The sequence below is a fragment of the Kurthia sp. ISK08 genome, from assembly GCF_046159805.1.
Taxonomy (GTDB): Bacteria; Bacillota; Bacilli; order Bacillales_A; family Planococcaceae; genus Kurthia; species Kurthia gibsonii.
Genome location: NZ_JBJXHL010000005.1, coordinates 21,413 through 43,865, shown reverse-complemented (window position 1 = coordinate 43,865; position 22,453 = coordinate 21,413). Strand labels below are relative to the sequence as shown.

Sequence of the window (22,453 nt, the reverse complement as noted above, 5' to 3'; positions counted from 1 at the left end):
TCGTTGTTCAATCCTTCTTTGGATACGCAATAATACGTAAATCTTCTCCAATTTGCTCCACTTGGTCAAATGATAATGGCATCGCTTCATCAATTGTCTTAACATCATCACCTGTAAATGGTGTAATCGAATGACGACCACCCAATACTTTCGGTGCAATATAGACAATCATTTGGTCAATCAAGCCTTCACGTAAGAATGACGCATTAATTGTGCCTCCACCTTCAACAAGTAAATCTGTAATTCCTTTTTCATAAAGTGCCGGTAAAACTTCTTGTAAGTTTAGTTTGTCATTCTTTATAGATACATAGATGAACTCTACACCTGGATATTCTTTCGTACGCGCTTCATGTTCTTTAGATGTCACAATAATTGTACGTGCAACAGTAGTATCAACAATTTGTGCATCTGTTGGTGTACGTAATTGACCATCTAATACAACACGTACAGGATTTCGTCCTTCACGTCCGTCTGCTAGACGCGTTGTTAATGCTGGATTATCATTTAAAACTGTCTGACTACCAACAAGAATTCCATCTACTTCATGACGCAATTCGTGCACATTAGAACGTGCTGCTTCACCCGTAATCCACTGTGAATGTCCATTATAAGTCGCGATTTTACCATCTAATGTCATCGCAAATTTTGAGCGCACAAAAGGAAGTCCTGTCAGCATATTATGAATAAAGCGTTCATTTAAACGACGTGACTCTTCTTCTAGTAAACCGACTTCTACTTCGATTCCGGCATCACGAAGTAAGCGAATACCGCGACCAGCTACTTCTGGATTCGGATCTTGCATCGCTACAACAACACGTTTCACGCCTGATTCTTTTACTAAATTTGCACAAGGTGGTGTTTTACCGTAATGCGAACAAGGTTCAAGTGTTACATACAATGTTGCGCCTTTCGCATGATCTCCTGCCATACGAAAAGCATGCACCTCTGCATGTGGTTCTCCTGCTTTTCGATGTAACCCTGTACCAACGATGACACCATCTTTTACAACAACAGCCCCAACAAGTGGGTTCGGGTTTGTGTTACCTTTTGCGCTCGCTGCCAGCTCAATCGCGAGATTCATGTAATACTGATCGTTCTGCATTATCGACACCACCCTCACCTAAGATATGACCTGCTTTTTTCACTTTTGTTTCTAAATAGTAACGGTTGCTATCTGTTACTCCACCCCATAAAGGAATATGCCCTTTCGCAGATAAACCATGTGATTTTAACGCTTCTAATTTTTTCGGATTATTCGTAATCAGTGTTACAGGTTTTTGGCGTAACACTTCAAGTACTTTAATCGCATCCTCATAAGAACGTATATCATCTTCAAAACCTAGTTCATGATTCGCCTCTACCGTATCAAGACCATCATCTTGTAATAAATAAGCAAGGGATTTAGAGAATAGACCGATGCCACGCCCTTCATGGTCAGCTAAATAGAAAATCGCACCACAACCATGTTCGACAATCATTTTCATCGATTCATGTAATTGATAGCCACAGTCACAACGTTGACTACCAAAGATGTCCCCAGTATGACAAATACTATGCATACGAATAATCGCATCTTCAGAGTTCGCAAAATCACCGTACACCAGTACCGATGACTGTTGTCCGAAAGCTAGATTCATAGATGGTAGTAGTTCAATCATTTCTTCTTTTGATACAGATGCTGGAACATCTTTCCAACAATACCACTGAAATGTCGCTTCAAAATCACCCTGTTTGATTGGTAAGCGAATAGGGCCTACAACGCTTAATTTTTCATTTTCATTACGTTCTGTGAATTGGATTTTATTTAAAATTTTATTGTTGATTGTCATATGAATTACCTCATTACAATTTTATTTTTTAATCAGTGTCTGTGATTTAATTTAAATAAGTCGTCATCATTTGTCTAGTAATTTGACCTGAACATATGGATTACCTCATAACAAATATTCTACCCTTTTAGCAATAAAAAAGCTTGAATTTAGAACCATAGTTTTCATATGAAGAAAGTAAACAATTGAGACAGAAGTATTTTCAACAGAGAACATCTCGAGGATAGGACTAAATACTTTATTTTCCTTTTTAAAGTTCACAACAAAAAACCAGAACCACGCTACAGCGCGATTCTGGTTTTTCTTATACTTATGTGTCAAGTCTCTTCATTTTTAATCTTGACGTAAAGCTTGGATAACATCAATTTTTGTTGCTTTTCTTGCAGGTCTCCAACCAGATAGAATGGCTACACCAATACTAATTGCAGCCGCAATCACGACTAACTGCCATGGAATCGCTGAAAATTGAATCTCTGTTGTTAAGAATTCTTTTTCATTTGTTGCCATATACAAGATTTTCGGAATCGCATAGTTCGCCGCAAAACTAACAATATATGAAATAATAACCGCAATGACTGTTCCAATCACACCAATGTAAGCACTCTCCATCACGAACAGACGCTGAATTAGCTTTGGACTAGCACCAATTGCCTTCATAACACCAATCTCACGTGTTCGTTCTGTCACAGCCATCGTCATCGTATTAAAAATCCCAATAGATGCAATCAAAATTGCAATCGTTCCAACAAAGATTAATCCTGCTTTTAGCGCTAAGAATAATAAGTTCATTTCTTCTAATTGTTGTGAAACTGTATAAGTTGCGTAACCTTCGTCTTGCAAGGCTTTATTAATCGCCGTCACCGCTTCAAGATCCGTCGCATAAACAGCCGTTGTACGATAAATCATCTCTTCCGCTTTAAGCTTTTTACCATAAAGTGTTTTTAAATCTTGTACAAGTGCTTCTTCGTTTTCTTTACTAATTCGAATTGTTCCATCTTGTTCCCACTCTTTTTTAGGCTTCGGTCCCACACCTTCAATTGTAAATGTGCGTGTTACTTTTTTCTTCGTTTCTTCATTTTTCCAATTAAGTGTGATTTTCTTTCCAATCATACTTTCTTGAATCCCTATATTAATTTTTGATGCATCTTTCTCTAACTTTTTCTCATCTTCTTTTGACAGCAAGATTTGTGCAACATTATAACCAACGACTACACCATCTGCTTTTTCTGGATATGTACCTTTTGATAATTTTAAATTGGCTTTTTCATTTTCTTTAAAATCCGTTAAGATGACTTCCGGACTTCCTTTATACGCATCAATATTTGCTTCTAAATTACCCGTTTGAATGAGCGTGTTCATCGTCACCGCATTCACATTTTTCATCTTTTTAATTTCAGTTGGTTCAATTTCCTTATTGCCATCATTATATACTTCGATGCGTGTTAGTGTATCATCTGATAATACTTCTTTTTTCAATGAATTTTGTAAACCAAATGCGACGGAAGCAAGTACGATTAAGAACGCACAGCCCATTGTAGTCGCTAAAATTGTCGTGAAAATACGCATACGATTCTTTTTTACATGTTGTCTCACAAAATCTAATTGATCTTTAAACTGCACTGTAAATCGCCTCCTGTAATTGCCCGTCATGCATACGGTATTTTTTATGTGCACTATTCGCTACTTCTTCATCATGTGTAATGATGACAAAAGTTAAATCGAGTGATTGATTCAATGATTGAATAAGCTCTAGAATCTCTTTTTCTGTTTCTGAATCTAAACTCCCTGTTGGTTCATCTGCCAAAATAATCGATGGATTCGTTACGAGTGCACGCGCAATACATACACGTTGTTGCTGTCCACCAGATAATTCATTGGGGTAGTGATCAAGTACTTCATTCAAACCCACGCGCTCCATTATTTTTCGTACAGTTTGAAAACGAGCGTTCTTTCCCATTCCTTGAATTTTAAGAGGTAATTCAATATTTTCAAAAGCCGTTAACCCTGGCATCAATTGAAAATTTTGAAAGATGAAACCTACATTTTTCAGGCGAAATTTTGCATGCTCTGCTTCTGATAAATGCGTTGTATCTTTATGATTTAAAACTATCTTGCCTTCATCTGGTTTTAAAAACCCAGCAATCGTATTTAATAAAGTCGACTTCCCTGAACCGCTCTTTCCGACAATTGCGACGATTTCACCCGATTCGACTTGAAGATTTACATCTTTTAAAACAGGTACTTGTCGCTCTTGACCTTTTTTACCAATCGAAAATGTATGGCATATATTCGTTAATGTAATCATGTTCATAGCTCCTTCTTTTCTTTGTTATCTTCAGTATAGGAAATAAATCTTAATAATTAAGGAGGATAAAAATGAAGATTTTCTTAAGAAAAGAAAAAAAGCCTATCTGATAAAAATCACATAGACTTTTAGCTTATTATTTTTTTATGACCTCCATATTCATCTCATGTGAGAACTGAATTGGTTTTTTCTGATTGACCATCGTCATTTCAAAAGTTAAATCGAGCTTTTTTGTATCTTTCGGGGCTACTTCAAATGACATCACGCCTCTCGTTCCTTTATTTGGTTCTAGTGAACGGGCAAGACGAATAGATTGATCGAGTACTTCATACTTGGATGGTATTTCTTTCCCATCTGCATAGAGTTTAATAGATGAATCATTCAAATAAATACGAGTATTATTTTTATTGTATAAAAATAAATAAATGCGTGTACTTTTTGGATACATGCGCACCTTATCTACTTCAACATGTACATTTCCAAAATTACCTTGTTCGTTTATTTCAACATTGACCATATTCGGACTCTTTTCACTTTCTTCGATAATGACTTCTTTCGTCCGAATCTCTACCAAATCCCCTTGTACACCTAAGTCCAAATTTCCTTTATAGATACCTGTAATTTCTCCTTCAAAACGAATGTAGGACTGTTGCGCTAATGCTTCTTTTTTATCTGTCTCAACAATAACTACACTTGTTGTATATTCACCCTTTTTTAATAAAATGACTGAGTAAACACCTTTTCCATTAATATATTTTGAATCATCTACTAAACCCTCAGCTTCAATTGAATGACCGACATAGTTTTTTGGATTTTTTATCATGTGTTCATAGTCGATTTCTTTTGTTTCCTTTTGAACTGGTTGTTGCTGTTTATTTTTATGTTCTAAAAAGGAGACCAAAAAATAAATTGATACACCCACTATTAATATCACACTAATCGTTATGATGATCCTTTTCTTCATTTTATTTGTCCCCCTTTCAATTCTTTACCCATTAAATAAATAAAAACCTCTCTTTTTCAACGGATGTTTGAAAAAGAAAGGCTTAAATTTAAAAAATATGCTTTTGGAATTCTTCTAATGCAATATCTTTAGAGAATGTATAAAAAATAATACGACCCTCTGGATTTAAAATACGAAAACATGTGTGCACAAGGTTTTGTTGGATGCGCCAATTCGTCTTATTCTCAATTGTACGCCACCATAACTTATCATTCACTTCATTTTTATCTACGTGAATCAATCCTTCATTCGCAATTAATGAAATAAACATAAGTGGGTTGCCACCTAGCGCTGTTTGTAAAATCATGCTGTTTCGAAAAAGTGTACATACAGCGACAGCTACTGTCCAACCACATTCAATGCGTTGTTTTTCAATTTGAACCAGTGTTTTTTTAGAGATTCCTAAAATATCTGCCATCTGCTCTTGGGTGTAATTGTATTCTGTTCGAATTAATTTCATCTTTTGGGAAACAATCGTAATCATTTCTTCACGTTTCATACTCTCACCTTTTCTATAGTGTGTAACTTTACACTGAAACATCATTTTATCGAACTCTTTTTTGAAAGTCCAATCATTCGTATAGGAAAAGCAGAAAAGACATCTATTTTATATACTTCATCTAATTTTTACCCTTTGTTCACTGCTATTGTCTTAGTTCGATTTTCTTACTTGATTACGTCCATTTTGTTTCGCTTCATATAAAAGTTGATCTGCTTTCTTTAAAACACCATTTCCTTCTACTCCATCACTTGGACATTCTGCCACACCTGCTGAAATATGAATTGGTAGTGATGTTGGGCTATTTGTTTGTTCAAAGTATTGTCGCAATTCTTCTGCTCGTTCATAGGCTACATCAACCGAAGCACCCGGTAATAAAATAACAAATTCTTCACCACCGAAACGATAGCATGAATCGGTCGTTCTTACATGTTGTAACATAGCTGCTGCGATAAAACGAAGAACTTCATCACCCACATCATGTCCATATGTGTCATTTACATTTTTAAAATGATCGACATCAAACATAATGACTGCATAACTTTTTTGTTCCTTCGTCCAAGACATTAAACGATCATCCAGTGTTCGTCTATTATATAAACCTGTTAATCCATCGCGTTCTGACTTACCTGTTAACTCCAATACTTGTTCATGTAAATGACTAAAACTTTGAATAAGCGCTTCTTTCAATTGAATCACTTCATAGTACCAAGCCTGAACAGAACGGAAATTATTTTCCTCATCATTCAATTTACTGCTCTCTGTCAACTGAGCTAACCGTTGAAGCGGTTTTGCAATGCGGTATGATAGGAAAATAACAATAATTAAAGAAATAGCTAAGAACGGTAGTGCAATTAAAAACATCTGCTTGAATAATTGTTTAGCCGGCGCTTCAACTGCGGAAGCAGGTCGTTGTGCAATAACCATCCAATCTGCATTTTTAACATGTGCATATCCTGCAAAAGCAATTTGATTCTCTGTATTTTCTCCTTTAACAACACCTGTTGTTTTTTTATGAATCGCCATATTTATAATGTCATTATCAGGTAAATCACGCGCAATATTTTTCTTTCGCTCATCATAAATAATCGTACCATCTCGATCGACAACATAGACAGTTGATTGACCATCATATGGATGTGCACCTAATAATTTATATAAAATATTTTTTTCTTTTAAATAAATCGTGCCACCAATTAAACCAAGATATTCATTTTTCTCTGAAAAGATAGGTGTCGTTACAAAAACGATCAACCGACCACTCACACTCGTATAAGGTTGAGAGATCATGGGCTTTTGTTCTTTAATCGCTTTTTTCGTTGCTTCAGCTGTTAATTTTACACCAACTAAATCTAACGATTGTGGAGACGTTGCGAGAACAACTGCTTTCTTATTAACAATTGCAATCGAGTTGAATGCACTCGTCTGATTTCGTATAAAATCTGCATGTTTTTCTAAATCTGATTGGTCATCTATACGTTCTGCAATATACTTCGCATTAACCTTTAAAATTTTCTGTTGCTCTGCTAAATAATTATTAGCCGTCTCTGCTACTTTTTGAGCATAGACTCGATTTGTAACCATCGTACTTTCACCCAAGTTCGCTTTATTCAATTTATAACCGCTCCAAATTGATACGATACTTGTCAAAATAAATGCTAGTAAAGCCACACCGATGATAAGATACTGTAGTTTTATTTTATTATTTTTCATTTCATCGTCTCACTTCTTTTTTACTATTTCCTTTAATTATAAAATATTCCAATTATAATTGAAAACAATTTAAAACTTATTTATACTATTATATTGTAATTTATGTTCTTTTTTACTATTTTTAGTAAATTTATGTTGAAGAATTTCCTTTTTCATCCTATAATTCAAATGTGGAGTAGAATACTAGGATTTAGTCCCCCTTTTATTCTATTCAACAGACTAGCATTATCTAGTTGCTAGTTTTCAAGTGCATGTTCTACGTATTTAGATCAGAACTATTCCCCAAGTAGTGCTGTAATCCTTCTAAATATCGCACGACTATGTAGAACTCTCCTTAATATATGGAAAAAGACTATCTGCATGAGGTAGTCTTTTTTATTTTTATATTCTTACCGTTTGCATTTTTTTTAATAAGTGGAGTACTCTTTTAGTAAGTTACACATTATCGAATAGAGGAGTTTTGCATATGTTTATCGTAACAAACCGTATTAAAGTAAAAAAAGGCTTTGCTGAAAAAATGGCTCCAAACTTTACAAAAGGTGGCGACACGTTAAAACAATTCCCTGGCTTCATCAAAACAGAAGTGGCGATTGCACGCGACTTTGAAGATTATGATGAAATGAGTGTCAATATGTTTTGGGAATCACTGGATGGATTCCACGAATGGCGTAATAGCGATGCATTTAAAGAATCTCACAAACGCCCTGAACCAAAAGAAGGCGAAGCACCGAAAGAATCACCAATGTTAGGTAGCCAAATTGTCATTTCAGAAATCGTGACATCAACAGAAGCGTAAAATACAAGCTACTTTATCTCTTTTAGCCTTCCTAAATAAAGGCTAAAAAAGATAATACTATTTAAAGCATAGAAAATCCCGTATGATTCGGAAATCATACGGGATTTTCATATATGTATCCACCTAGATTAGTGAATATTACGTTTCTTAAAGTTTCCGCCTTTTACTTCTGCCATGTCATACACCGTAACAAAAGCTTCAGGGTCAATTTCAAAAATAATTGATTTAATTTTTGTGTCTTCTAATCGGTTAATCACACATGTAACTTCTTTAAATTTTTCATGTGAATAGCCGCCATACACATCTGTTAATGTTGCACTACGGCCTAAACGATCACGAATTGTTTCAACCAATGTATCCGGATCTTTCGTAATAATTTTAAATGTTTTCGCACCACTTAAGCCTTCTTCGACAATATGAATTACTTTTGAAGCGATAAAGTAAGCAAGACCCGATAAAATCGCTCCTTTGAATCCAAACACGAATGATACTAAAATGAAAACGAACATATTCAAGAATAAAATCAAATCACTTGTACCAAATGGTAATTTACGTGATAGTAACACGGCAAACATATCGATTCCATCTAGGGCACCACCATTACGAAGTGCAAGACCCATACCAAAACCGATAATAATCCCACCTACTACGGTAATCAGTAATGTGTCACCTTCAATAATTGTTCGAACATCATGCATTGCGACAGTACCCGCAGCTAATGTCGCAATCCCTAACGTCGAATACATCGCAAAACTTTTACCAATCTGTTTATACCCTAGCCAAACAAATGGAATATTTAAAATCGCAATCCATACCCCTAAAGGTAGGCCAATTAATTCTGATAAGACGATACTAATACCTGTTACGCCTCCATCTGATACACTGTTTGGAATTAAAATTGCTTCTAATCCATATGCCGCAATTAACGCACCAGACATAACAGCGAATACTCGCCATAAAATTCTTTGTATTTTTCTTTTCTTTGCTTCTCTCTTCATCAAACTCTCCTCTTTTTACTTTATACTCTTATTTTAGAAATAAATACGCAAAATTCCCACTAATAAGGTCGTATTTACAAGGAGTTTTCAAAAAAACATGAAAATCATGTGATTTCATTTGAAATTTTAGAAAATTTTGTATTTTATTAAATAAAAAAAGATATGAACCCACTTACAGAATTCATATCTTTTATATATTTTATTGGAATGTACCGTAGCCTACTACATAACGATCCCAGTAACCTGCTAATGATTGATATTGAACTTTATTTCCAGCAGCATGTAACAATTTACCATTTCCTGCATACATTGCAACATGGGTAATACGGCTACTTCCTACTGAGAAGAATACTAAATCACCTTGTTTTAATTGTGATTTTGATACTTTCTTAGAAGCTGCGTATTGTGCCCCACTTGTACGTGGAATTGACTTACCATTTGCTTTTTTATAAACATATTGTGTAAAACCAGAGCAGTCAAATCCTCTTGGAGAAGTTCCGCCCCAAACATAAGGTACACCTAAGTATTGTGCGCCTGTTGAGATTAATTTACTACCGCTTGTAGAAGTTTTCTTTACATATTTTTTTAGGTTTGAGCCGACAACCCAACCTGTTTTTTTACCATAGCTAATTTTATACCATGTTTTTCCGTTTACTGTACGCTTATACGTTGCTTTTACAACTGTATTTTTCTTCACAGTACCAACTTTTTTATTGTGACCACCTGCTGCTGAGTATACATTTTTTGTTGCAGATGTTTTAAAGCTTTTTGATACTTTTGATGTTTTTGAAAGTGTTAATTTTGATAAGTTTGTTGATAATACCCAACCTGTTTTCTTACCATATTTAATTTTGTACCATGTTTTACCGTTTACTACACGTTTATGTGTTAATGTAACAACTGCATTTTTTGATACAGTACCAATTTTTTTCTTATTCGCTTGATAATATACATTCTTTTTTGTTTTTACAACGTATGTTCCAGATGCTTTTTTAGTAACAGATACACTACTTTTTGCTGATGCTTCTGTCATTGGTGTCGCTGCTAAACCTGCTGATAATGCGATGGCACTTGCTGTTGTTACTGCGATTAATTGCTTCTTCATTGTATATGTTCCCCCGGTTTTTTCATTAAATTGATATATATAAACGTATTTTCTTCACAAATCATATTTTTTTATCATTACCACGTAACCTAGTCTATAGAAATACTTAAACATAAACAACGACATTTCGATTACAAAAACATTAAAGAATATTACGGTATGTAACAAAAGAACGGTTTCGCTTTTCTGAGAGAAAAGTGCGATAATAGAGGAAACTATGAAAATAAAGGATGAACTATACTATTTATGAAAACATTACGCGTAAAACCCGATTTTATCGCTGACTTAAAAAGAGGCTACTCACTTGTCCATCGCGATGCTGTATCGAATAAAGACCTTTTAGAAAATGAAGGCGAACTTTTTGAATTAGTGGATGTCCATAATCGTTTTTTAGGAAAGGCTTATTACGGTATTCAAAATAAAGGTATTGGTTGGGTGTTAACAACGAAGGAACACGAAGAAATCGACCAAGCTTTTTTTACAAAGAAAATCAGTGCCGCACTACAACTACGTGAAAACTTCTTCAATGATGCAGACACAACTGCTTTCCGCGTCTTTAATGGCGAAGGTGACGGTATTGGTGGAATCTCAATTGATTATTATGATGGTTACTTCTTAATCAATTGGTATAGCGATGGTATTTATCGTTATCAAGACTTTGTTATTCAAGCACTTGATGAATTAACAAATTACAAAGCTATTTATGAGAAAAAACGCTTCGATACAAAAGGTATGTATATTGAACAAGAAGATGACTTTGTAAAAGGTACACCGGGTGAGTTCCCGATTATCATTAAAGAGAATGGCATGAACTTTGCGATTGATTTAAATGACGGTGCTATGACAGGTATCTTCCTTGACCAACGTGATGTACGTCGCACAATTCGCGATCAATATGCAGAAGGTACAAATATGTTAAATACCTTCTCTTATACAGGTGCATTTTCTGTAGCTGCTGCTCTTGGTGGCGCTAGAGAAACAACTTCTGTCGATTTAGCAAAACGCTCACTTTCAAAAACAATTGAACAATTCAGTGTGAATGGTATTGATTTTGAGGCACAGGACATCAAAGTAATGGATGTATTCCACTACTTCAAATATGCACAACGCCATCAATTAAAATTTGATTTAGTTGTATTAGACCCGCCAAGTTTTGCACGTACGAAGAAGATGACTTTCTCAACAGCCAAAGATTATCCAAAATTATTAGCTGATGCACTTTCAATTACAGCAAAAAAAGGAATCATCGTTGCTTCAACAAACAATGCCAGCTTCGGTATGAAAAAATTCAAAACATTTATCGACCAAGCATGTAAAGAAACAAATACAAAATATAAAATTGTAGAGCAATTCGGATTACCAAAAGATTTCCGCGCAAACCGCGACTTCCCTGAATTCAACTACTTAAAAGTTTGCTTCATTCAAAAATTAAACTAATAAAAACGCACTGACTTAACGGGTCGGTGCGTTTTTTTATCTAATGTATATTCTCAATAGCTTCTTTTAAATCATTCATAAATAACCCAACAAGGTCTCCATCTATGATTCGATGATCAAATGATAGACTCATACCCATCATCGTACCAATGCCAATCGTGCGGTCTGGTAGAATCACAGGGCGCTCTTTCATTGCATGAACTCCTAAAATTGCAACTTGGGGGAAATTAATAATCGGCGTAGCATATGTGCCACCTTTTACTCCTGTATTTGAAATCGTAAATGTGCCGCCAGCAATATCGGTAATTTTCAGCGTACCTTGTCGCGCACGTTCTGTCACATCTTGCAGTTCTATAGCGATTTCTTCTATTGTTTTCTCTTCCACTTCTTTAATAACAGGAACGATTAACCCTTCAGCTGTTGCAGTTGCTACACCTAAATTAATCGCTTTTTTCAATACAATCTCATTTGCTTTTTCATCAATGGTCGCATTAAAGATTGGATACTTTTGAAGCATTTGTGCCACTATTTTCATGATGATTGGTAAATAGGTGATATGTACATTTGATTGCTCAGCTAGCTGTTTCTTATACGTAATGAGCGCATCTACTTGCACTTCTTCCATACCTGTTGCATGTGGAATCGTAAAAGCAGATTGCACTAAATTTTTATAGATTTTTTTACGCATACCGACAATTGGAATGCGTTCTTCTTTATGTTCCGTCATCTCTGTCTCTCCTTTTGAACTTCTCTTTTGTATGCTATCCCCTTTCGACATAGATTTCAATGTATTTAAAAAGAGAAACCGCCATTTGACGATTTCTCCTTTTGTTACTCTTCTAATGATTCAATTTTTGGTTCAATTAATTTACGATTCTTTTTCACAGGGTCAATCTTTCGTTCAATAAAACTTAAAATTAAGTCTGCTAAAACTGCCATTAGAGCTGTTGGAATCGCACCTGCTAAAATGATCGCTGTACCATCTGTAGCATTCGTACCTCGAATAATAATATCTCCTAAACCGCCTGCTCCGATGAATGCACCAATCGCTGTAATTCCAATTGCGACAACAAGCGCAATGCGAATACCTGCAATAATAACGGATAGTGACAGTGGTAACTCAATCATATACAGGACTTGTAGTTTTGTCATACCCATTCCTTTACCTGAATCGGTAAGATCTTTATTAATATTATTGATTCCTGTATAGGTATTTTTAATAATCGGTAATAGTGAGTATAGGAATACTGCTACAACAACGGTTGTTTGACCTAAACCGATAGCTAACATTAAAATGGCTAACATCGCTAAACCAGGAATCGTTTGAATAATATTTGCAATGGTAATGACATATGTTGAAAGTCGACCATATTTTGAAATCAGGATGCCGATAGGAATACCGACAACGGCTGCAATTAATACACCATAGATTGAGATTAAAAAGTGTTGAACAAATTGCATAAATACATAACTACCATTTTCATCAAAGTAGTAAAAGAATTGCTGGAAGGTATTCATATTTTCCATGCCTATTCTCCCCCTTTATCATCAAAGTAATTATGTTTTTCTAAAAAACGTTGTGCGACAACAGCTGGTTCTAATAAATTATTATCTGATTCATAATTTAATTTCTGCATTTCTTCTGTAGATACTTTGTCGACAAGTTTTTCTAGAATTTTTTTCACTTCTGGATGTGTTTTTAGTAATTCATTCGTTGCAAGTGGACTACAATCATATGGTGGGAAGAATTTTAAATCATCTTCTAATACAACAAGGTCATAACTCGAAATACGTCCATCTGTCGTATAACCTAATACAACGTCCATCTTTCCAGCTTCAACCGCATCATATACAAGACCAATTTGCATTGGGTAGACTTTGTTAAAGTCAAAACCATATTCCTTTACGAATGCTTTATAACCATCTCCTGGACGATTCATCCACGATGTATCCACACCAGCTTGCATTTTGTCTGCAACTTTTCGTAAGTCACTTACTTTTTTCAAATTATATTTTTTCGCTGTTTCCTTACTTACCATGAATGCATAGGTATTTGCGAAGCCATATGAGTCGAAAAACGTTTGATCATAATCTTTTTGGAATAATTCCTGTACTTTTTTCATTGCTTCTTCTGGGTCTTTAATTGCTTCTTGCCCTAAAGCACCTGTTAAATCTGTTCCTGTATAACGTGTCGCTGAAATATTTGCATCACCATTTAACATAGCTTGATGTACGACAACACTCGAACCTAAGTTATTAATCATTTGTACATTTTCATCTGTATAATGCTCAATCATGAGTTTAACCATATTCCCCATAATAGCACTCTCTGTTGTAGTCACTGTAGCAATCTTAATCGTTTCATCTTTTCCAGATGAACAAGCAGATAAGATGAGCATTATGCTACAAATGAAAACAATCCATTTCAGTCTCCGCATAAATTACCCCTCCTATCGTTCTACTCGTAAGCCTTTTGGCGTCGCTATTTTTTCTACTTTCGATAAAATAAAATCAATTAATAATGCTAAAATCGTTACAAATACAGCACCGCCAATAATGAATTCAGGTTGATATAAATTTAATCCGTTAAAGATGAAATCCCCAAGACCTCCAGCTCCTATGTACGAAGCTAAAGTTGCCCATGATACTGCATAAACTGCAGATAGACGAATACCTGCCATAATAACAGGAATTGCAAGAGGGAACTCTACTAAATAAATACTTTGGAACTTGGTCATTCCCATACTCATACCAGCACCACGTAAATCTTTATTGACTGACTGCATGCCAATAAATGTGTTATTTAAAATTGGTAATAATGTATAAATAAATAGCGCAACAATCGCTGGAATTTTCCCAACTCCTAAAATTGGAATCATCAGTGCTAAAATCGCTAGAGATGGTAAAGTTTGAAGCACACTTGTAATTCCCATGACCACTTTTGCGACTTTTTCAGTTTTAGATAATAGAACGCCTACTGGAACAGCGACGATAATACCTAATAATAATGCTGACATAGAGATATAAAATTGTTCCCATGTTTTAACTAAAATTTCTTGCTTATTATTTACTAAAAAATCTCCTGCTGCTGTAAAAAATTCACCCATATCTGTTTCACATCCTTTATTTCATCATTCATTTGATGCTTCATTACGGACTTCTTCAGCGGCCTCATCGCCCCAAATTGTGTCATATACAATATCTACAATATGCGCACGTGTAATTAGACCAACTAATCGATGGTCACTATCTACAACAGGAATATTTTTTAAATTTCGACGTAAAATTCGACGTACAGAATCTTGTAAACGGGAATTGTTATATACAAAAAAGACGTCCTTATCCATTGCATCTGCCACACTCGATGTTCGGTGTCTTTCAGATGTAATATTTTCAACGCTTAAATAGCCTTTTAAAATGTTATTGCCGTCAACGACAAATAGTGTATCTACACGACTTTTCACCATCTTGTGAATCGCGTCGTCTAAGCTTTTTTCTAGTGAGATTGTAATTGGTGTAATCATGACATCATCCACGACTTTTGCACTTGGTTTTTCTTGTACAAGGCGGTGTGAGCCAATGAAATCTTTTACGAATTGATTTGCGGGATTGGATAAAATATTATCTGGGGTATCATATTGAACGACTTTTCCGTCATGCATAATACAGATTCGGTCTGCTAGTTTGATTGCTTCATCCATATCATGTGTTACAAAAACGACGGTTTTGCCTAAACGTTGTTGTAAATCTTTCATTAAATCTTGTAAGGTATCACGCGTAATCGGGTCTAACGCGCCAAATGGTTCATCCATTAAAATTAAATCTTGGTTCGCTGCTAACGCACGTAATACACCGATACGTTGTTGCTGACCTCCAGATAACTGTGTTGGATATAAATCTAAGTAACTTTCAGGCAGATTCACAAGTTTAATCAGTTCTTCTGCTGCTTTTTCCTTTTTTTCTTTATCCCACTTTAGTAATCTAGGTACTAAAGTGATATTTTCTCGAATGGTCATATGTGGCATTAAGCCAATTTGTTGAATTACATAACCAATACTACGTCTTAATGTAACAGGGTTTTTCTTTCGGACATCTTCGTCATTAATAAGAATTTTACCGCTAGTTGGTTCAATCATTCGATTAATCATGCGAAGAGCGGTCGTCTTACCACTACCAGATGTACCGATAAATGCGACAAATTCGCCTTTTTTGATTTCAATATTCAAATCATCTACGGCTTTTTTTCCTCCTCGATAGACTTTCGAAAGGTTTTCTAGTTTTAACATAATACAACTTCTCCTTCCTTCTGTAAGTTCCATTTAGTTACCCGAATACATATATTTTACTCACTTTTTTAATATTTAACCAATAATAAGCTTTTTTTCCAAATTTGCAGTTCAGGTGCATTGTGGGAAAAAGTGCATTATAATGGGACAATACGCACTGTAATATCATTTACAAACCTTTGTGGTAGAGAAGGGATTCTATGTTTAAAAATCGTCAATTTAAAATTAAAGTATCAGGTTGTTCAGGTTTTATTTTTCTTGGTTTATTGCTTTTATGTATCATTGCCTTATTACTAACTGTGCCACTATTCGGATTCTTTGGTTTATCGATTCTACTTGCCAAATACGAACTTGCACATTTAGATTTATATGATCATTGGTATCGCAACGCACTATATTTCGGCTGGTTTTTGTTATTAGTCTTAGCAGTTGTTTTCGTCATCGACTTGCTCGGTTTATTTACGATGGCATCGATGAATATGGATTACAATATGGGCGTTAGTATTATTAGTACATTAATTCAATACGGCATCTGTTTATTTATTTTCCATCAAATTTTGGTTAACTTATTCAATCGAATTGAATTTACTTGGCTCGGTTCAGGTATTACCGTCGCTGTCATTTACTTAATTACATCTGCACTGACGACAACAACGATTATTGAAGAACCTAAAAATGACTAACTAGATTTTGCTCATACTAAAAGGACCTCGACATAAAAGCCGAAGTCCTTTTTGAGCAAATGATGATACAGGAGGAAAAATATGAATACCGTTTCTTATATCGTATTATTCACATTCATTTGGTTCATATTATTTGTCATGAATCAGCTATCCGATGTTATTTTTTTAATCGGCTTTATACCTGCATCTCTTCTCATGCTTTTTTATGGCATTCGTGAACTCAAAGGTGCTTTAAAACGCTAATTCTCTTGCTGAGAAGGTGGCGTTTTTTTCGTTAGTACATACGACGTACAAAAAGCAGTGATTGGAATGACCGCAATTAAACCAATCGCTGAACAAGCAATCGTTACAACTTCCCCACTAAATATTTTTGAATTAATCATCTCACTCCATGAATACGATAAATCACTAAATAGGATAAGTAGTGCTAAGTAGCTCCCAACAAAAGCAAAAAATAATGTATTCATACTTGTTCCAATAATATCTTTACCGATGGATAAACCAAAAATAAAGAGGTTTTTACGATCAATATCAGGCTTAAGTTGATGCATCTCTTTCATTGGTGAAGCAATGGCAATCGAAGCGTCTGTAATCGCTCCAATCGTACTCATCATAATAACTGCGACAGCTACTTTTGAAAAATCAATACCAATTCGTAAAGAAGCCATGCTTAACTCTTCCGTCTCCTCTTTACCAAACCCTTGAATGAATGTTGCATTGGCAAAGTAAAGAATGAGCCCAGATAAAAGGAGTGTCGTGAAAACCGTTGAAGCAAATGCTGTTTTTGTCATTGTATTCGTTCCGTTAATATAAAATAAATTAATAAAACTAATGATGATACAGATAATCATCGTTAAAATGACTGGATTCACTTCTGGAATATTCATAAAGAATAGTAAGACAATGAACAAAGCAAAATTTATAAACAGCGTGATGAATGAGCGCAGTCCTTTTTTACCCCCAAGCCCAATCATTAGAATCGCGAGTAACATCGCGAGGACGACTAAACTGTTCATTGCTTCACCTGCTTTCTCTTAATGAAGAATAGAACGATGAATAAAGAGATGGGAATCGTTAAAACAATCCCGAGGCCGCCCACAAGTGCTCGAACAATCTCCAATGTGAGGTTGGTTGAAAGTGTATAGGTAAATGTTGCATGATTTTTAAAGAACAACATCATCATTGGAATAGAACCGCTCACATAGACAAAGAATAGAATATTCGTCATAGGTCCCATAATATCTTTCCCAATCTCTCTTCCTGATTTTGCTAACTGTTTGATTGAGATATGCGGATTTTTTTCATACAGTCCAAATAAAGAAGACGACATCGTAATCGCAATATCCATGACTGCACCGAGTGATGCGACAAGAAGTCCTGCAAAGAACAATGTTTTATAAGGTCTTGTAATGAATTGTAGTTCCTCATAACGCATGCCATTTTCTTTTGTGAGCCATAATACGAATACGGCAATACCAAAAGATATAAATGTACCGACGAGCGTAGCGAGAATCGCTGTAAATGTCTTCTCATTCCATCCATTGACAAGCGTTAATGAAATCACTGTAAATAGAACACAACCAAGCATGCAAAGTGGGATTAAATAATCGTCCCAATTTGTATAGCTTTGAATAATCCATGCGATGATCCCCATATTAATGACTAAACTAAGCAATGAAAGAACACCCTGTTTTCGTCCAACAAAGATGAGTATCAAGATGAGTAACCAGACCACTCCTAGAAGGAGATGGTCGCGTTTCATACTTGTAATATCAAATTGATTCTCTACATTCTTCTTCACGAAAAGCTTATTTCCTTCATGGTAGGCATCATCGAAGCCACCTGAAGCAGTATATGTATGTTGTAACTGAATGATTCTTCCTTTTTCATTACCATTTAAAATTTTCGCTGTCAGTTCTTGATGATAAATAGTATCGCGATTTTGAAACTCATCCGTTACTTGCTCTTTTTGAAGGAGTTTCGTCTGTGTCACTTCTGCAATTGTTTCGTCATAGAATGAGGCATTATGATTCACAAAAAAGAGCGAACTGATTACTGACAATATAAGTAATACAGCCAAAGCTCCCTTTTGAATTGATTTGGCAGGTTTTCTTTGCTTAACTAAATTCATATTCCCCTCCTTAATTTTAAAGTCTATTTTTAAACGTATGACTTACATAAAAGTTTCTTACTTCGTAGCATAACATATGCGAAATTCATGTCATCTAGTGACAAAGTACGATGTTATTTTTTACCAACACCTGTTATTGTTATACGTAATAAATTTCAGTAAAGGAGTTTTTAGATGAAATTACGATTAGAATTCCATTTATTTAATGATTTACACAATAATTTTGCGATTTCATATCTACAAGATGGTCAACATAAAATTATTTTACATACAAAAGATGACTATTCTCTTTTACTATCACTGGGTGATGGTTTATTAAATTATTACAAAAATGATGTACACCACTTTGACATATCTACAGAACAAACAGCCTATCATTGTATGATTATACAAAAAACACTCATCATTTTAGATGAGCAAGATTTAATCTTTTCTTGTCCAATAGATGATTTTGCACATAGCTTTTTTCATGCTTATGAACGTTATCTCTATGACTTACTTAGAATGGAGCCTATAAGTTTAGATGATTCTACGCTTCAAAATATGAAACAACAAGTCTATGCACTACATCAAATACTGGTACTACATTTTACAGATATTAATGCAATGATTGTAGAATAGTTACCAAAATACAGGATATCTGCGTGTTCTACGCATGTTATTAATAAGTAAACCCATTACTACTACAAGAGATGAACCAAGTAGAATGGGGGTAAAGAGATATTCAAAGTGATAACCACCAATCATAACAATGAGTGCATTCGCAATCGCTGGTGGATGTGTTACACGTAATGCTATTGTAAAGACAACTGCAACCGCTACTGCTAGTGCAAGCGTCATAGGTGTTGTGCCAACTAATCCTGCTACTGCCCAACCGACAAAACCAGATATGACATGTCCACCGACGATATTTCTTGGTTGTGCAAGTGGTGCATTCCAACTCGCAAATACTAAAATACAGCTTGAACCGAATGATGCCATAAACCACGGTGTATCCGTCATCTCTGTTAATTCTAATAATAAAATAATAGTCAAGAAGCTGCCGACGAATGCTGTAAATAAGTCTTTTCCATTTACTTGTAGTGGGCTTTTTGCGTCGCCCTTCATTTTTTTAAAATAATTCATTTCCTTCCTCCTAAATTTACTATTGAATACTTTAACGCAAAATTTCCTTTGAAACAATTTTATTTTTATACTTTTTTTACTGTTATTATATTGAGTGGAGGTGTCCAAATGGTACACGATAAAATTTTAATTATTGATGATGAAGAAGATTTAGCACAATTAATAGAGCATGTCCTCGTAAAAGAGGGATTTTCAGCGATTCAAAAAGCACATACTTTACAAGATGCTTGGACGGTTTTTCAGGAATTCCAGCCCGATTTAATTTTATTAGATCTCATGTTACCGGACGGTGACGGATATGATTTTTGTAAAAAAATCAGAGAGATTTCAACCATTCCAATTTTATTTATTTCAGCAAAAGATGAAGAAATTGATAAATTACTTGGGCTCGCAATTGGTGGAGATGACTATATTACAAAACCTTTTTCACCAAAAGAAGTCGCTTATCGTGTCAAAGCACAGCTTCGAAGATCAAGTTATGCAGAGCAACAACTTCCTAAAATACAAGTGGGTCCTTTTTCATTTCAATCTGAGGAATCTGAGATTGTTAAAAATGGCGAAGTACTACCGCTTACTGCAAAAGAGGTTGGGTTAATGCGTGAATTTATGCATCATCCGAATCAAATCTTAAGTAAAGAGACACTTTTTAAACGTGTTTGGGGTGAAGATTTTTACGGTTCAGACAATACCGTTATGGTTCATATTCGCCGACTGCGTGAAAAAATTGAAGATACACCTTCCAAACCAACTTACTTAATAACAGTTAAGGGTTTAGGCTATAAGTTGGTGCAATCATGAAATGGCGCTTAACTAGACGTTTTCTCGTATCCATCGTATTAATTGTCGGTTTGATTGTTGTAATGAACACACTTTTACTGATTGCACTTTTATTTATTCAGTCTTATAAAAAGACTGCGACTTCACCTGAAGCTGTAGAGGTGACTGCAACACGTTTTTCAGATGAAATTATCGTGAAGAACGGGAAACCGACTATTACGAATCGCGGGCAAAAAATATTAGAAGAAAATCATGCATGGGTCCAAATTTTAAATAAGGAAGGAAAAGAGGTCGCTGCCTATCAAACACCTGCTTCTTTACCTACTAGTTATAGTCCTGTGGAAATTGTTCAGATGTATAAGTATAAAGAAGTGAATGGGAAAACAACTGTTTTTGTCGGCGAAGCCGAAAATTTGAGTTATTTTTTCGGGATAGAAGATCCGAAATTAATGCGGGTTGTTTACAACTTTAATTTTGATCAAATCTCGTATATTTTTACCAAACTCTTTTTAGTATTCTTAGTTGCCGATTTATTAATCGCTACACTAGTCGGTTTTTTATTTGGAAGTCGACTAACAAAACCAATGTATAAACTCATCGAAGGAATTCATCGTTTAAAACATCAAGACTATGAAAAAATTTCCGTTAAAGGCGGACCTTATCGAGAAGTTTTTGAGAATATGAATGATTTATCCACAACGTTAAAGAGTGTTGAAACGGAACGAAAAAAGCTCGATCAAATGCGAAATGAATGGATTGGAAATGTATCACATGATTTAAAAACACCGCTCGCTTCGATTCAAGGTTACGCAGAATTATTACAAGCAGATGTAACAGATGAGGAACGCCTGACCTATACACAAATTATTGAGCAAAAATCACTTTACATGCGCGATTTACTAAATGATTTAAACCTCACAACTAAGCTACAGAGCGGTACATTCCCACTTCAGAAAGAAAAAGTCTTACTCTCTTCTTTCGTTCGTGAATGTGTAATTGATGTCTTAAACGATCCGATTTATCAAACACGTTCTATTACATTTGAAGCTGAATCTGAAACATTATCTGCAACCTTGGATTCGAATTTATTTAAACGTGCATTATTAAATTTTATCTATAATGCACTTATCCACAATTCAGAAAATACAGATATTCAAATCAACTTATCCACAGGTTATCCACAAGAATACGAAAACTATTTTTCTGAAAAGTTATCCACAGATTTTGCAACAATTCAGATTATTGATTTTGGAAAAGGTATTCCTGTAGATGAGCAGCCATTTTTATTCAATCGCTATTATCGCGGAACGAACACAAAAGATACACAAGGTTCTGGTCTCGGCATGGCAATTGCTCAAGATATTATTCAAGCACATGATGGTGTCGTCTATATTAAGAGTAAAGAAGGCGAAGGTACGACGATTTCAATTATCCTCCCACTTCAATAACATAAAAAACACCGAAACTTATGCTTCGGTGTTTTTTAATTCCTCTTTATAATTCTGCAATGCGTTCAATGAATGGTCTTCCATCAATCATTCCTTTTTCATATAGTTCCTCTGCAGTTTTGAAATATTGCGTAAGACCATCTGAAGAACGTGTTAATAGAAAACTTCTTTCATCATCTATTCGACTAATCCACCATTCCTCTCCTCTATAATCAAAACTCAATTCCTGTCCTTCATCAATTGCTTGTTGTACTTCTAGCCATGTTTTTTCATCCATAAAATAAAAAAGAGTGAGAATTGGTATCCTCACTCTTCTTC

At 35.0% G+C, this 22,453-nt stretch carries 25 protein-coding genes; 7 read left to right on the top strand and 18 right to left on the bottom strand.

The genetic code is table 11. The annotated features are described in order from the left end of the window. Window positions 1-7 precede the first annotated feature (7 nt). From ribD to ACKVQX_RS10280, 7 genes are all read right to left on the bottom strand, one after another. Window positions 8-1,102, bottom strand: a complete 1,095-nt coding sequence (gene ribD / locus ACKVQX_RS10310) for a bifunctional diaminohydroxyphosphoribosylaminopyrimidine deaminase/5-amino-6-(5-phosphoribosylamino)uracil reductase RibD (RefSeq protein WP_409136282.1) — start codon at window positions 1,100-1,102, stop codon at window positions 8-10. Continuing rightward, a complete protein-coding gene (locus ACKVQX_RS10305; protein ID WP_068456526.1) occupies window positions 1,065-1,829 on the bottom strand; it encodes a GTP cyclohydrolase II in 765 nt (254 codons plus the stop codon). Before ACKVQX_RS10305 ends, ribD begins: the two co-directional genes overlap by 38 nt. Before the next feature lie 333 nt (window positions 1,830-2,162). Then, entirely contained in the window at window positions 2,163-3,449 is a 1,287-nt protein-coding gene (locus ACKVQX_RS10300; protein ID WP_409136281.1) for an ABC transporter permease, read from the bottom strand. After that, window positions 3,439-4,134, bottom strand: coding sequence for an ABC transporter ATP-binding protein (locus tag ACKVQX_RS10295; RefSeq protein ID WP_087680965.1), 696 nt, complete (start codon window positions 4,132-4,134; stop codon window positions 3,439-3,441). Before ACKVQX_RS10295 ends, ACKVQX_RS10300 begins: the two co-directional genes overlap by 11 nt. A 136-nt stretch (window positions 4,135-4,270) precedes the next feature. After that, window positions 4,271-5,098 carry a hypothetical protein gene (locus ACKVQX_RS10290; protein WP_409136280.1) on the bottom strand — a complete coding sequence of 276 codons (828 nt, stop codon included), beginning with the start codon at window positions 5,096-5,098 and terminating at the stop codon, window positions 4,271-4,273. A gap of 88 nt (window positions 5,099-5,186) precedes the next feature. Then, window positions 5,187-5,636, bottom strand: a complete 450-nt coding sequence (locus tag ACKVQX_RS10285) for a helix-turn-helix transcriptional regulator (RefSeq protein WP_068457578.1) — start codon at window positions 5,634-5,636, stop codon at window positions 5,187-5,189. A 153-nt stretch (window positions 5,637-5,789) separates the two neighbouring features. Continuing rightward, a complete protein-coding gene (locus ACKVQX_RS10280; protein ID WP_338838460.1) occupies window positions 5,790-7,349 on the bottom strand; it encodes a sensor domain-containing diguanylate cyclase in 1,560 nt (519 codons plus the stop codon). A gap of 466 nt (window positions 7,350-7,815) precedes the next feature. On the opposite strand from ACKVQX_RS10280, the gene ACKVQX_RS10275 reads away from it, so the two are divergent. Further along, window positions 7,816-8,145 (top strand): heme oxygenase, encoded by a 330-nt coding sequence (locus tag ACKVQX_RS10275; protein ID WP_068456545.1) that lies wholly within the window; start codon window positions 7,816-7,818, stop codon window positions 8,143-8,145. Between the two features lie 128 nt (window positions 8,146-8,273). Here the strand turns inward: ACKVQX_RS10275 and ACKVQX_RS10270 are convergent, their stop codons facing one another. Together ACKVQX_RS10270 and ACKVQX_RS10265 are read right to left on the bottom strand one after the other, a co-directional pair. After that, complete coding sequence (locus ACKVQX_RS10270) at window positions 8,274-9,083, bottom strand: YitT family protein (protein ID WP_409136326.1); 810 nt, start codon at window positions 9,081-9,083, stop codon at window positions 8,274-8,276. A 259-nt stretch (window positions 9,084-9,342) separates the two neighbouring features. Further along, window positions 9,343-10,248, bottom strand: a complete 906-nt coding sequence (locus ACKVQX_RS10265) for an NlpC/P60 family protein (protein ID WP_325943502.1) — start codon at window positions 10,246-10,248, stop codon at window positions 9,343-9,345. A gap of 246 nt (window positions 10,249-10,494) precedes the next feature. Between ACKVQX_RS10265 and ACKVQX_RS10260 the strand changes: the two genes are divergently transcribed. Then, complete coding sequence (locus ACKVQX_RS10260; RefSeq protein ID WP_121176529.1) at window positions 10,495-11,685, top strand: class I SAM-dependent rRNA methyltransferase; 1,191 nt, start codon at window positions 10,495-10,497, stop codon at window positions 11,683-11,685. Window positions 11,686-11,725: 40 nt separating this feature from the next. Here the strand turns inward: ACKVQX_RS10260 and ACKVQX_RS10255 are convergent, their stop codons facing one another. The 5 genes from ACKVQX_RS10255 to ACKVQX_RS10235 form a co-directional block, all read right to left on the bottom strand. Further along, window positions 11,726-12,412 carry a dihydrolipoamide acetyltransferase family protein gene (locus tag ACKVQX_RS10255; RefSeq protein ID WP_068456561.1) on the bottom strand — a complete coding sequence of 229 codons (687 nt, stop codon included), beginning with the start codon at window positions 12,410-12,412 and terminating at the stop codon, window positions 11,726-11,728. A gap of 104 nt (window positions 12,413-12,516) precedes the next feature. After that, window positions 12,517-13,212 (bottom strand): ABC transporter permease, encoded by a 696-nt coding sequence (locus ACKVQX_RS10250; RefSeq protein WP_068456563.1) that lies wholly within the window; start codon window positions 13,210-13,212, stop codon window positions 12,517-12,519. Between the two features lie 2 nt (window positions 13,213-13,214). Next, the gene (locus ACKVQX_RS10245; RefSeq protein ID WP_087680971.1) at window positions 13,215-14,123 is read right to left on the bottom strand and encodes an osmoprotectant ABC transporter substrate-binding protein; all 909 of its coding nucleotides are present in this window, start codon (window positions 14,121-14,123) and stop codon (window positions 13,215-13,217) included. Between the two features lie 12 nt (window positions 14,124-14,135). Beyond that, window positions 14,136-14,792: an ABC transporter permease gene (locus ACKVQX_RS10240; RefSeq protein ID WP_068456566.1), complete on the bottom strand. Its 657-nt coding sequence runs from the start codon at window positions 14,790-14,792 to the stop codon at window positions 14,136-14,138. A 24-nt stretch (window positions 14,793-14,816) separates the two neighbouring features. Further along, entirely contained in the window at window positions 14,817-15,971 is a 1,155-nt protein-coding gene (locus ACKVQX_RS10235; RefSeq protein ID WP_068456569.1) for a betaine/proline/choline family ABC transporter ATP-binding protein, read from the bottom strand. Between the two features lie 200 nt (window positions 15,972-16,171). On the opposite strand from ACKVQX_RS10235, the gene ACKVQX_RS10230 reads away from it, so the two are divergent. Both ACKVQX_RS10230 and ACKVQX_RS10225 read left to right on the top strand, forming a co-directional pair. Further along, on the top strand, window positions 16,172-16,654 hold the full coding sequence (locus ACKVQX_RS10230) for a hypothetical protein (RefSeq protein WP_068456572.1): 483 nt from the start codon (window positions 16,172-16,174) through the stop codon (window positions 16,652-16,654). 81 nt (window positions 16,655-16,735) lie between these two features. Further along, window positions 16,736-16,897 (top strand): hypothetical protein, encoded by a 162-nt coding sequence (locus tag ACKVQX_RS10225; RefSeq protein ID WP_156422384.1) that lies wholly within the window; start codon window positions 16,736-16,738, stop codon window positions 16,895-16,897. Here ACKVQX_RS10225 and ACKVQX_RS10220 read toward each other — a convergent pair. Further along, window positions 16,894-17,670 (bottom strand): YibE/F family protein, encoded by a 777-nt coding sequence (locus ACKVQX_RS10220; protein WP_068456575.1) that lies wholly within the window; start codon window positions 17,668-17,670, stop codon window positions 16,894-16,896. The genes ACKVQX_RS10225 and ACKVQX_RS10220 overlap by 4 nt on opposite strands. Beyond that, window positions 17,667-18,785 carry a YibE/F family protein gene (locus ACKVQX_RS10215; RefSeq protein WP_368634315.1) on the bottom strand — a complete coding sequence of 373 codons (1,119 nt, stop codon included), beginning with the start codon at window positions 18,783-18,785 and terminating at the stop codon, window positions 17,667-17,669. The genes ACKVQX_RS10220 and ACKVQX_RS10215 overlap by 4 nt, the downstream gene beginning before the upstream one ends. 174 nt (window positions 18,786-18,959) lie before the next feature. Here ACKVQX_RS10215 and ACKVQX_RS10210 point away from each other — a divergent pair, with 174 nt between their 5' ends. After that, complete coding sequence (locus ACKVQX_RS10210; protein WP_068456581.1) at window positions 18,960-19,406, top strand: hypothetical protein; 447 nt, start codon at window positions 18,960-18,962, stop codon at window positions 19,404-19,406. Here the strand turns inward: ACKVQX_RS10210 and ACKVQX_RS10205 are convergent, their stop codons facing one another. Next, window positions 19,407-19,910 carry an HPP family protein gene (locus ACKVQX_RS10205; RefSeq protein WP_368634316.1) on the bottom strand — a complete coding sequence of 168 codons (504 nt, stop codon included), beginning with the start codon at window positions 19,908-19,910 and terminating at the stop codon, window positions 19,407-19,409. 108 nt (window positions 19,911-20,018) lie between these two features. Between ACKVQX_RS10205 and ACKVQX_RS10200 the strand changes: the two genes are divergently transcribed. After that, entirely contained in the window at window positions 20,019-20,708 is a 690-nt protein-coding gene (locus ACKVQX_RS10200; protein WP_068456587.1) for a response regulator transcription factor, read from the top strand. Next, a complete protein-coding gene (locus tag ACKVQX_RS10195) occupies window positions 20,705-22,135 on the top strand; it encodes a HAMP domain-containing sensor histidine kinase (RefSeq protein ID WP_336663755.1) in 1,431 nt (476 codons plus the stop codon). Before ACKVQX_RS10200 ends, ACKVQX_RS10195 begins: the two co-directional genes overlap by 4 nt. Window positions 22,136-22,181: 46 nt before the next feature. Here ACKVQX_RS10195 and ACKVQX_RS10190 read toward each other — a convergent pair whose 3' ends face one another. Continuing rightward, a complete protein-coding gene (locus ACKVQX_RS10190; RefSeq protein ID WP_336663754.1) occupies window positions 22,182-22,445 on the bottom strand; it encodes a hypothetical protein in 264 nt (87 codons plus the stop codon). Between the last annotated feature and the right edge of the window lie 8 nt (window positions 22,446-22,453).